General features: G+C 48.6%; 10 protein-coding genes and 1 pseudogene. 1 reads left to right on the plus strand and 10 read right to left on the minus strand.

Annotated features, from left to right (window positions below):
* Positions 1–83: 83 nt before the first annotated feature.
* The 6 genes from DESGI_RS13930 to DESGI_RS26135 all read right to left on the minus strand — a co-directional run bounded on the left by DESGI_RS13930 (position 84) and on the right by DESGI_RS26135 (position 6385).
* On the minus strand, positions 84–1790 hold the full coding sequence (locus DESGI_RS13930) for an amidohydrolase (RefSeq protein WP_006520838.1): 1707 nt from the start codon (positions 1788–1790) through the stop codon (positions 84–86).
* A gap of 20 nt (positions 1791–1810) precedes the next feature.
* Positions 1811–2113 carry a hypothetical protein gene (locus tag DESGI_RS13935; protein ID WP_041284904.1) on the minus strand — a complete coding sequence of 101 codons (303 nt, stop codon included), beginning with the start codon at positions 2111–2113 and terminating at the stop codon, positions 1811–1813.
* Positions 2114–2390: 277 nt separating this feature from the next.
* Entirely contained in the window at positions 2391–3824 is a 1434-nt protein-coding gene (locus DESGI_RS13940; protein ID WP_006520837.1) for a class-III pyridoxal-phosphate-dependent aminotransferase, read from the minus strand.
* A gap of 26 nt (positions 3825–3850) precedes the next feature.
* On the minus strand, positions 3851–4963 hold the full coding sequence (ald, locus tag DESGI_RS13945; RefSeq protein WP_006520836.1) for an alanine dehydrogenase: 1113 nt from the start codon (positions 4961–4963) through the stop codon (positions 3851–3853).
* A gap of 526 nt (positions 4964–5489) precedes the next feature.
* Positions 5490–5813, minus strand: a complete 324-nt coding sequence (locus DESGI_RS26130) for a hypothetical protein (protein WP_006520835.1) — start codon at positions 5811–5813, stop codon at positions 5490–5492.
* Positions 5810–6385, minus strand: a complete 576-nt coding sequence (locus tag DESGI_RS26135; protein WP_207638330.1) for a nitrilase-related carbon-nitrogen hydrolase — start codon at positions 6383–6385, stop codon at positions 5810–5812. The genes DESGI_RS26130 and DESGI_RS26135 overlap by 4 nt, the downstream gene beginning before the upstream one ends.
* Between DESGI_RS26135 and DESGI_RS13955 the strand changes: the two genes are divergently transcribed.
* Entirely contained in the window at positions 6336–7070 is a 735-nt protein-coding gene (locus DESGI_RS13955; RefSeq protein ID WP_006520833.1) for a Ger(x)C family spore germination C-terminal domain-containing protein, read from the plus strand. The genes DESGI_RS26135 and DESGI_RS13955 overlap by 50 nt on opposite strands.
* A gap of 187 nt (positions 7071–7257) precedes the next feature.
* Here DESGI_RS13955 and DESGI_RS13960 read toward each other — a convergent pair.
* The 4 genes and pseudogenes from DESGI_RS13960 to DESGI_RS13975 all read right to left on the minus strand — a co-directional run.
* Positions 7258–7905 (minus strand): annotated as a pseudogene (locus DESGI_RS13960) (radical SAM (seleno)protein TrsS); the annotation flags it as partial.
* A gap of 31 nt (positions 7906–7936) precedes the next feature.
* A complete protein-coding gene (locus DESGI_RS13965; RefSeq protein WP_337833185.1) occupies positions 7937–8413 on the minus strand; it encodes a DVU_1555 family C-GCAxxG-C-C protein in 477 nt (158 codons plus the stop codon).
* Between the two features lie 49 nt (positions 8414–8462).
* Positions 8463–8675 carry a DVU_1557 family redox protein gene (locus DESGI_RS13970; RefSeq protein ID WP_006520830.1) on the minus strand — a complete coding sequence of 71 codons (213 nt, stop codon included), beginning with the start codon at positions 8673–8675 and terminating at the stop codon, positions 8463–8465.
* Entirely contained in the window at positions 8672–11002 is a 2331-nt protein-coding gene (locus tag DESGI_RS13975) for a pyridine nucleotide-disulfide oxidoreductase/dicluster-binding protein (protein ID WP_006520829.1), read from the minus strand. The genes DESGI_RS13970 and DESGI_RS13975 overlap by 4 nt, the downstream gene beginning before the upstream one ends.
* Positions 11003–11032: the final 30 nt, after the last annotated feature.

Genomic DNA, 11032 nt, shown 5'->3' on the forward strand with positions numbered 1-11032 from the left:
GTTTGTAATTATTTAGATGAATTTATTGTTACATTTCCGATAATAAACCAATGTTTTCAAGATTCTCACCAAGGGCAATTTTTTTAAGCAGAATAAACTATTTTACCGTCAACAATTGTCATTACTACAGGTATTTGTCCGATTTCTTCTTTGTTTACTGCAAGAATATCTTCACCAAGCACCTGGAAATCGGCAAGCTTTCCTATCTCAATTGAGCCTCTCATATGCCCCATATTTTCTTGGATAGCTCCATTAATCGTGTACATGCGGATACCATCTTCGACTGTTATGGCATTTTCAGGGCTATATGCCTTTCCGTTTACGGATGATTTTCTTGTAACTGCATCCTGTACGCTTTGTCTCCAGTTCGGGAAAAAAATAGGACCATCAGACCCTCCGGCAACATTGATTCCTAAATCCATAAATGTTTTGTACGCAGACATGTCCTTAGCAGTCAAACCTTTACCACCCCATCTAAACTTTAGATCATCATAAAGGGAATAGAGTAATGCATCGATAGTTGGCTGTACTGACAGTCCTATATTATATTTTGCACACCTTTTTGCCTGTTCCAATGTAGTTAATTCACCATGTATAATATAGTGACCGGGATTGTTCCTGGGGAATTCCTCCATTGCAGCGATATAGGCATCGATGGTTTTATCGACGATCCGGTCTCCCATTCCATGGATTCCAATCTGCCATCCATTTTTGTGAAGGTATTTAATGGTTTTTAAGAAATCTTCATATTGTTCCTCGTCTGTCTCCCCTGGGAAAGATGAGCGACCATGATGACCGCATACTTGTTCATCCCACATCCATGTTGTCCAGTTTTCCAGCATCCCATCGCCCCAGAATTTCAGCCAGAACCTAACCCAATTGGGGTCATTATTCTTCGGCAACTTCGTTTTCTCAAGACCTTTTAATAGATTTTCATAGCTATGAACCCCTTCAAAGAATGGAAATACACCGAGTGATGCCCTGCAGGTCAATTCTCCGGCCTCGCTCATTTGCTGATAAACATCAATACATCTGGATCCCCACATACCGCCCATTTGGTAATCGCCGCCTACACCCAAGCCGGCATCTGTATGGCTTGTGTAACCGTCGCTATTGAGTTTTGCCTGACAAATCTTGATGTTTTCTTTGATTTCTTCATAAGAAGGTAAAGGAGCGTTTTTTGTAAGAAGATATTGTCCAAAAGTCTCTTCGAAAATTCCGGTCGGCTCACCTGTCTGAGGATCTCTTGCCATACCTTTCATGTCGGGAGTATCTTTATTTAAACCGGATAATTCTAGTGCTTTTGAGTTGGCTACCAGTAGATGGCAAGAGTAATGTATAAGGTATACCGGATGGTCAGGTGACACATCATCCAAATCATACCTTGTAATAAGCTTAGTTGCATCACCACCAAACTCTTCCAGAAAAGCTGGGTTCCAGCCCATACCCTTGATCCAGGTTCCGGGAGGAGTGCTTTTTACCTTGGCAGCAAGCTTTTCTTTCAACTCTTCTAGTGATTTAATATTTGGGTAAGATAAATTCAAAAACGAAGGATTTAAAACCATTCCATAAGTGGCAGCATGTAAATGAGCATCATGAGCGCCGGGAAGTATTACTTTTCCCATAAGATCTATAACCTTTGTTTGAGAACCGGCCAACCTTTTTACATCATCGGAAGTTCCTACATCAATTATCATCCCATTTTTTACAGCAATAGCTTCTTTGATACTAAAATTCTTATCAACCGTTAATACCTTTCCGTTTAAAATCAACATATCAGCATATGCCATTTTTATAATTCCCCTCCTCGTTATTGGTCTGGGTTCATTAAAGCATTCTTTTCAAGCAACGCTTTGAAATCCGCTGAACCTGCCGATCTTACAATGAGATAAATTATGCCTATAACCAGCCAGCAGAATCCAACTATTTTGCTCGTAAGAGATAAGCTGAACCAGATATAAGTACAAACCACAGCCCCTATGACGGGGAAGATAAGGTTAGCGAAGATTCTTCTTTCCTTCTTCTTGAAGAAGTAATGGACAACAACAGAAATATTTACACAGATAAAACCAAACAGTGCGCCGAAAGTTATTATTTCAGAAATTAGGCCCATACTTAATGTTAATGCCCCTACTAATCCGAGCCGGTTGTTGGATCCGCTACTTTAAATAGCAAATCCAAGTATATTTTGACACGGTAACCGAGCGTTTTGCCAGTTTGATTGATAAATTGTGGCCCAAATTTTTGGACTTTAAAAAAATATCATAATATTCTGAATACGGCACACCTAGTACAGCCTTAGAAGATTATTGAACAAACCTGCTCTTTTTATCCATATTCCAGGCACTAAATGTGCCTGGAATATGCTACAGGTATGATAAGCAAGTCTATTACTTAGTGCAGTATTTATCCAGCTCGCCCAACGCATAGTCCAGGGCTGCAATTCCCTGATCCATTTCATCCTTGGCAACATTAAGAGACGCACCTATTCTCAGGGTATTCGGAGCAAAGCCGCCAATAAGAACACCCTTTTCAATAGCCTTGACTCTAACAAAGACACTCGGATACATGGAGAGGTCGCCGGAATACGTTGTGTGACGGTCCTCAGGCGCGAACAATTCCTTGGTCTTTTTGTTCTTGACTATCTCCACTTGCCAGAGCATCCCTTTACCGGTTACAAGCCCTACGCAGTCATGTTTTTCTTGCAACTCTCTTAGTTTGTTACCGAAATACTCGCCCGCATCCGCCGCCATTTTGGGTATATCGACTTCAAGCATATATTCCAGGTTGGCCACAACGGCAGCCATCGATACAGGGTGCGCGGAAAAAGTGCCTACGTGCCACCATCTCCACTCATCCATGAACTCGGCAATCTCCTTGTTAACTATAACAGCGCCGGCGGGAAGAGCGGAGCTAACCAATCCTTTTGCCACAGTCATGATATCCGGCGTAACATCGTACTGCTGGTGCGCAAACCAGGTGCCCAATCGTCCGAAACCTGTCAACACCTCGTCACAAATCCAGAGAATATCCAGATCTTTGGTCATTTGCCTGATCTGCGGGATGTATTCCTTGGGTGGGTGAATGGTAGCCGCACCGAAAGCAACCTCGGAGATCATTGCCGCGACAGTATCGGGCCCAATGCTTTTAATCTGATATTCGGTAGCCAAAACGCAGGGGAGTTTTCCGTCGCTCATTTTGCATTCGGGGTAGGTATGCCCCAAGCTGCACTTGAAACAATTAGGCGCCGGGGCCAGGTAAAAACCACCGGCCTGGTGGTTGGGAACTGACCGAACATCGTTGGAATTGCCTGCCCCCGACAGCCCGCTTCTGACTCCCCGCAATCTGGTTGCAGAGCCTGCCCCCAGCGTCCAGCCATGGTAGCCATACTCCCTAGTAATTATATTTGGCCGGTTTTTATAAAGCTTGGCCAAAATCATCGCCTTTTCAACCGCCTCACTGCCTGTAGAGACAAAGCTCACCTTGCCGGCCCAGCTATCGGCTCCAAGGATATCTTCTATAAGCAGCTTGGCGGCTTTAGCGCGGTAGTCGGTGGTATATGCTTCCCACAGATGGCCGTACCTTTCCGTGGCCTCCCTGATTGCTCCCTGAATTCTTGGGTTGCACTGGCCGGCGTTAACACAGTAAAGCTGGTTAAAAAAGTCTAACAGTTTCGTGCCGTCCGGCATAATAAGATAGTTGCCTTCTGCCGCCGCCACCGGAACACACTGGTATTCTTCCTTTGTGGCGTCGAGGTGCATATAATACTTTTCATCCCATTCCACAACCTTTTTCCAATCAACTGATTCGGGAATCTTTGCCACTGGCAAAACCTCCTAATATTGGAATACTAGATAACTTCTTTCAAATTATAACTGTCTAAGCTATGAGCCTCTGCCACCCCCCGACAGGTTATTTTGCCCTCAATAACATTTACCCCCTTTGCCAAACCACCGTTCTCGTTAATCGCTTTCATGATTCCATTCCTTGCAATAACACGAGCGTAAGGCAAGGTAACGTTACTTAGGGCATATGTTGAAGTTCTCGGAACCGCCCCGGGCATATTAGCCACACAATAGTGAAGTACTCCGTTTACTTCAAAAGTCGGGTTGCTGTGAGTGGTGGGACGGCTGGTCTCAATACAGCCCCCCTGATCAACGGCGACATCGATAATCACCGATCTACGGGGCATATTCTCCAGCATTTCCATAGTGACTAACGTCGGGGCCTTGGCACCCGTGACAAGAACGGCTCCTATAACCAGGTCCGCCGCCGTGAGGGAGCTGGAAAGATTGTAAGCACTTGATACGACAGTTTTAACCCGTGCTCCGAAAATATCATCAAGATAACGCAACCTGTTTGCGTTTAAATCAAAGATAGTTACGTCAGCCCCTAACCCAACTGCCATTTTAGCTGCGTTTATGCCGACCGTTCCTCCCCCGATGATGACTACATTGGCAGGGAGCACTCCGGGTACACCACCCGGCAGAAGGCCACGTCCGCCATGAATCCGTTGAAGGTATTGTGCTCCGATGATTGTGGCCATTCTTCCGGCAACTTCACTCATCGGCATCAATAGCGGTAGCGAACCGTCAGAAGACTCCACTGTTTCGTAGGCCACGGCGGTAACCCCTTTGTTCATCAAAACTTCAGTTAAGGCCCGGTCAGCCGCCAAATGGAGATAGGTAAACAGGATTTGTCCTTTGCGGAAATATTCATATTCCGACGAAATGGGCTCTTTTACCTTCATAACCATTTCCGCATTAGCCCAAACTTCGCTGGCATCCGTCACAATCCTTGCGCCAGCGTCTTGATATTCCTTATCCGAAATACCGCTACCCTCTCCAGCACCTTTCTGGATTAAGACCTCATGTTTGTCCTTTTTAAGTTCACTTACACCGGCAGGGGTTAAAGCAATGCGATTTTCATTGTCTTTGATTTCCTTTAGCACCCCAATGATCATAGACTCTTCCTCCTAATCAATAATTTCTGTTTGCAGTTAAAGTAAAATAATATTCTATATAGCACCCCCCTGCTTAAGATTTCCCTTGGAATACACCAAGGCATAGTTATCTTCAAATATCCGATAGTGAAATTAATGAAGTAAAAAGCTACTACCAATGGCACGCCACATCCCACCGAGATCACCATAAGAAAGCTGCAGGTAAAGTTAAAGCCACTGTAATATAAAACACTATTTAAAAACATTCCAACCAAGTAATAAGGCAAAATCAGTCGGCCTTTTCGATAGCCCTTTTCCCAAGTCCGTTGCTCTTTTCTTGAAATATAACTATTACAACGTTTCAGGAATAAAAGTGGGCGTAAGAATTATTTCTATAGCCATATTTATAAGCAATTTCTATGCCGTTTTATCGAAATTCAAAAAAAAGATTTTTATACTCCACAAAAGTAGCGAAGCAATAACGTTCTTAATGCGGAAAGAAAACGTAAGTTAGTTTCCGTCAAGCATAATAGCCGCCATATTACCACTACAAACAATGAACAGTTTGTTCATTGTTTGTAACAGTTTGTTCACGTGTGTCCGGTTTTTGTAGATCGTTTTTGGCGTTCAGTTCGTCGATATCTTTGGGTATCGCAATTGAGCCGTCGGTGTTGTGGATATATTCGACCCGGTGAGCCGGTGCCGGGTTAAAAAGTAAGCGGGTAACGTTGGGGCGAGAGTAATGGCCTGCCGGATCTGCCGCAGCCTTAGCAATTGAGATCATGCCTAGATCGATATCGGCATATAGGATGCCTTCCTCGGTTTCCGGTAACGGCTCGACAAGCGGTTTCCCATCAGGACCATAGATCATGGTAAAGCCACCTCCCTCGAGCAACAGTTTCTCTTTTTAGGGTCGTCTATCAGCGTGTCGATCATCTCTTTGGATACTGTCGCGCAGGGAGCCAGGACGAAGCACTGTCCTTTAGCAGCATACATCTGGCTGGCCGCGTTGTTAACCTCCGGGCCAAGGGCGTAAGCTGCGTTGCAATACAGTGAAAAACTAGGCCAGGCGGCTACGTGAATTTGCTCATCCTGGGCATACATAGCATATTTGCTCAGTGGTTGTGGATGTTCCCAGCAACACAACGCCCCCAGCCGGCCAATGCCGGTTTCTAAAACACACAGATCGCTGCCGTCTCCTTCGCCAAAAACGGTGCGCTCTACATGTGTTGGTTTAAGCTTTCGCCTGGCGGCGACGGTTTGGCCTTTATCATTGATGATGGCCTGTCCCATGTAAAGGCTGCCGCCACTCCGCTCGCTGTAGCCCGTAACCGAAGCCATCTCTTTACGGGTAGCACAAACAGAACAGACCGGGGTTTCTTTTGCCACCAGGGTGGGAGACAGTATCTTTATACCGCTGGCTACAGACGAACTCGAACCCATCGCTGCCCGGGTTATCGCCACAAGCTTTCCGGACAAGTCCGCCGGGTCGCAGGGCGGGGATGGCGGCAACACTGCTGTAATGCCGGGCGATCTCGGCACTCAAGGAGAGGTGGCGCAAAAGGCGGGGCTGTTAAGGGTCTCCGGGATGGCAGTCTTTCGGGAGACACGCCTGGTGGGGTGGTTGAACGAAAAAGAGAGCAGGGGTTGGGGGTGGATCCGTAAACGTGTAAAACGAGGTTACGCGGTGACACTGACTCCCCGCAGCACCCAGGGTCAGTTGAATCCGGTAACCTTTTACCTCTTGGGTGGAAAGTCATCTATCAAGTATAGCATTGATAATGATGAGGTGGCGGTGCATGTAACCGTTAATGTTCGGGGAGAAGTGATTGAATGGGCCACCGGGATTGACTTAACAGACCCGGACATCATCAACAGCCTGGAGGCGGACCTCGCCGAGGAAATTAAAAGCGAAGTGGAGGCCGCCCTGGAAAAGGGCCAGCAAGAATTGAAGTCCGACATCTTCGGATTCGGTTTTCAGCTATTCCGGCAGCACAAACGGGAATGGAACCAGGAATTCAAGGATAGATGGCCGGAACTCTTCCCCTCAATCCCAATTGATGTCAACGTCAATGCCAGAATTGAGAACACAGGCATTATTCTCCGGACGTTAAAACTCAAGCCCTAAGTACCAAAACCACAATTTCCCAATATTAAGAATTCAGTTTTCACTTTAACATTTATACAAAATTTCTGGTCCCGAAAAAACAGGGCATTATTTGCCCTGTTTTAAAACACTAGTGGACGAAATATTCAAACAGGGGTCAGCTTTACCCTGCCGGCCAAACCTAAGTTATGACACAGACCATGTGCTCCTACCGTCCCCTGTATAGCGGCCTGCCGTTTTTATCCGTAAGGTTATAAACACAAAAAGGTATTATTTTTCCATCGGGAGCCACAGTATGAATGCAACAATCCTTCACCCGTTCCAGGTCGATATTCCAGACATCCTGAAATGCCATACCGGAGATACAAAGGGTATGGGTTCTGGCCCTTTCCAGGAACAGATCCATGCTGTCCGGCTGAACTTTTTGTCCGGCGCAACCGCATTCACTGCCATGTTCTTGTATTTTGAAGACCGGCTGAAGAGACGCCCAGTGGTTTGATACAAAATTTCTTGCTTTCATTGCCCCTTCTTCCGCCCTTTCCCGGGGGCCGCAGCAGCTCTTTACCGGTTCGTGCCTTGTTGTGGCCATAAATGTGCCATCAGGCATTAAAATAAAATTACCGTGAAAAGAACATAAGGCGTTTTCGCAGCCCGGCGGCCGGAAATTTTTTGCTTTGATCCAGCCTGCTATCTGCCGCACAATACTTGACATAATCTCCGGAAGGGTTATGCGCGCCCTGTCTGACGGCGGCTCGGGGTAGCGGCCGAAGTAGCTCACCGGCTGGAAGTGAACACCCCGCGCCACCCTTTTTGCCAGGATTCTTTTAAGACATTCGGGACAGAAACTTTCAGTTTCAGATAAAACGCCGGCTTATTCACTCATTATGCTAACCGGCAGGATCGATCCCGTTGGAAATTAATATTTCTTTAACTCTGGCGTAAGTGCTGCTGATAATATTGGCACACTGGCTGCCCGCCGTTTTATATGCCAGTCTTTCTCCTATAATATCCGCGCAATCAATTCCACCGTAAGTCCGGCCGGTTTCATCCTCAAACCACTGCACCAGTTCCTCAACCATTAATAGAAACCGGTCGTTCTCCCTTTCTGCCGTTGTTCCCCTGCCGGCGTACAAACCCAGCAAACAAACCCCTCCAATCAGCGCTCCACAGGTTTTCCCGGAGAATCCCAGACCGCCGCCCAGGCCGGACATGGCCCTGACCAGGTCCGGGTTGCTGTAGCCCCTTGTCTCCAAACCAAGTGAAAGCAAGATCTGGCTGCAGTTAAAACCCTGCCGGTAAAGTTCCAGCATGCGCAACAATTCGTCGCTCATCTTGACCCTGCGCTCCTTTCCTTTCTTCAACACCGGTTTGTTCCCCGAATTCAACACCCAAACCGGCAAGCCCGGGGCAGAGCTACTTATCTTCCAGTGTCTTTTCCACTTCCAGCATCTTTCCCGTAGCCAGCTCCTCGGGCACAAAGACGAGCCCACACTTAGGGCATTTCAACAGCTCATAGGGAAATACGCTGCCCATGTACTCAATATTGACCTTGCCTAGTTCCAAGGAAACGTCACATTTATTACAACGCCAGCTCTCTTTTGCAGGCTCCTTTAGCACGCTGCTCATGGTTTCACATCCTCAGTTACACGCATCCGGTGGCTGTACACATTATATATCTCAAAATTGTTCCCTCGGGTAGAGTATTCCACCCAGTAGGTCACGCTGACCGACCGGTGATAGGCTAAAAAGCGGCCGGTGGCGGGGTTTACCAGCTTGTTCCCAGTCTTTTCAGCCCGGTCGATAAGCCGGCGGATATCCTCCATGAGAATCAGGCGGTTCTCCATAAGTTCCATGACTCCTTCACTCAATTCCAGTTCGAAGGCATTGAGCACGTTCTCTTTTTCCACTTCTTCCCCCCAGACCTCTCTCAATAATTTTTCCCTCAACTTTGCCCGGTTCTCCCGCCGCAAAGAGTACCCCGGCCCCCTCCTTTGGGCAAGATCGTCCGATCCCCCCCCGTAAATCAGGTCCAGAAGGTGCAGGGTCCGTTTGCCCCGAGAGGCAAGCCGGTCCCTGCACATGGCACAGTACGCCACATAGTCGGCTTCGCTCTCACCGGCCCGGCGATCCAGCACCTGCGCCCCCAGCTCCGGGTTGGCGAAGGACATAAGGCCACCGAAACCGCAACACACGGCTTTTTCTTTGCTGTAAACCAGTTCTTCCACCCGGCAATCCAACTTTTCCAGGATGCGCCGCACGCTATTGTGTATTCCCTTCTCGTCCCTGGTGGCACAGGCGTCGTGAACGGCAACATTTCGCTGGCAGCGCTCACGAGGAACGTCCGGCAGGTCAAACTGGTCGTATAGTTCCCACAGGGATACTGTTTTAACCTCCGGCAAATGGTCCCGGAAAACCTGGTAACAACTGGAGCAGGCGAGGACGAGGCACGGTTTATCCATCTCTTCCCACTGCCGGAGAATTTCCTGACACGCGGACGCGAACAGGACCTTTCGCCCCGCCCAGTCAGCGGGGGCGCCGCAGCAGCGGAGCATCAGGCCTACTCCTCCAGCAAGCTTTTGCCGCAGGAAATCGTAGACTTTTTCCACATAATCGGGGGACGAGGCGGAGAGCTGGCAGCCGGGAAAGAAGAGGAAGCGGCTCTCCGCCAAACCGGGTTCCCTCCTGGTCAGGGCAGATGATTCACTATTGCTGAACTCCATGTCTTGCAGGGCAAACTCGTGGACTGAGGGAGGCATCTTTCCCCGCTCGACCATACCTTCCCTGGCCGTTTTGCAAACCTCTCCCATATCGATATCACTGGGGCAGACCACCTTGCAGAGGCCACATAGGCTGCAGGAGTTAATCATCTTATTGGCAAGATGCAATCCCTTCAAGATAGTAGTATTGTTATAAATTTCCCTGATATAGCGCTTCGGATAACCGCGATAGCTGCTCAAATACTCACAGGCCTTCACGCATTCCAAACACTGGCACTGCAGGCAGCGACCGGCCTCGCGAACCGCCTCGTGCCGGTCAAATCCCTGTCCGGGGTCGGACGCGGCTACAGCCGGAACCGGCACGATCCCCTCCGTGCCAGTGTAGAGTCGCGTTATAAAATGACCCTCCCTATCCCGTGAAGCGGTCAGGGAAACCTTTTGCAAATAGCGGTCTATAGAAATAGCAGCCCTGCGGCCATCTGAAACCGATCTGATCGGAGAGCTTCCCTTCCAAGCTGAGGTCATACTCCCACCGGCAAAAATCCCCTCCCTCCCGGTGGAAAAGGTGACAGGGTCAATGGAAACACGTCCCCGGCTGTCAATTCCCAACCCCAGGCTGTTAAGAAAGTTTACCCCGAGTCCGAGGTAAACGGCGTTGAACTCAACCAGGAGCTCTGCCAGAGACACGTCCTTTCCGGCTGCAGTATTAAGTCTGACCCCGACACCCAGCTTTTTCAGGAGCGCTGTATCATCAATGATGATCTGCCGCGGCAAAACATCCTCCGACATCTCCAATAAGCTTCCGCCAAGGCTTTCCCCAGCTTCAAAAAGCACGACCTCGTAGCCTTTCAGGGCCAGATCGTGTGCGGTTGTTAAGCCGCTTAAACCACCTCCCGCCACGGCGACACGGAAATCTTTCTTACGGGGAACCAGTTGCCTGGCGCTCGTGGCAGAGGCAAGCCGGACACAGGTTTTTTCCAGAGCGGCAATGGAGATTGGGCACCCGGTTTCGGCCAACCTGCAGGCGTCTTGGCAGGGGTGGTCACAGATTCTTCCGATAATGCCGGGAAAGGGGACTGTTTTCCGGTATGTCTTGAGCGCCCCCTCAAAATTGCCTTTGGCCATGTCCGCCAGGAAGGCTTTCACGTCTACATGAACGGGACAAGCTGCGGCACAGGCCGGGGGCTGCTCCTGAACGCACCGGTCCTCCAGTTCCCGCATCTTCTTCTGATCCATTTTAATCCCACCATTTCGATAAGTTGCTTT

Origin of the sequence: Desulfoscipio gibsoniae DSM 7213 (assembly GCF_000233715.2) — a bacterium.
Classification (GTDB): Bacteria; Bacillota; Desulfotomaculia; order Desulfotomaculales; family Desulfallaceae; genus Sporotomaculum; species Sporotomaculum gibsoniae.